We start from the raw sequence: 518 nt of genomic DNA on the forward strand, positions 1-518 counted from the left end.
GTTCGTTCGGGCCAATATCGTCCGATGTTCAAATGGTGGTTCTGGCTCCTCGCAGTTGATTTCGTGGTTCTGATGTGGGTGGGCGCAATGCCGACCGATGGCATCTACCCCTACATCTCCCTGCTGGGCGCGACCTATTGGTTCGGCTATTTCTTCGTCATCCTGCCGCTGCTGGGTGTGATTGAGAAACCGCTTCCGATGCCGGCGACCATCGAGGACGATTTCAATGCCCACTACGGCAAAGCCGAGTAAGGGAAAGGACTGACAAGATGAAGAAACTCATTCTTTCCGCAATCTCGGCACTCGCTATCGGCACGGGCGCAGCCCTTGCCGCTGGCGGTGGCGGACATGTCGAAGATCACGCCTTCTCGTTTGAGGGCCCCTTCGGGAAATACGACCAAGAGCAACTGCGTCGCGGCTTCCAAGTTTACCGCGAAGTCTGCTCGGGCTGCCACGGGATGAAATTCGTCCCGCTGCGCTCGCTGGCAGATGAAGGCGGGCCGGAGATGAATGCGGAT

At 57.9% G+C, this 518-nt stretch carries 1 protein-coding gene and 1 pseudogene; both read left to right on the forward strand.

Annotated elements, in window-relative coordinates:
- Window positions 1–252, forward strand: a pseudogene (locus AC1QQ2_RS15105) (cytochrome b); the annotation flags it as partial.
- Between the two features lie 17 nt (window positions 253–269).
- The coding region (locus AC1QQ2_RS15110; RefSeq protein ID WP_479713767.1) for a cytochrome c1 at window positions 270–518 on the forward strand (249 nt) is incomplete at its 3' end.

The organism is Aestuarium sp. (assembly GCF_023253315.1).
Lineage (GTDB): Bacteria > Pseudomonadota > Alphaproteobacteria > Rhodobacterales > Rhodobacteraceae > Marivivens > Marivivens donghaensis.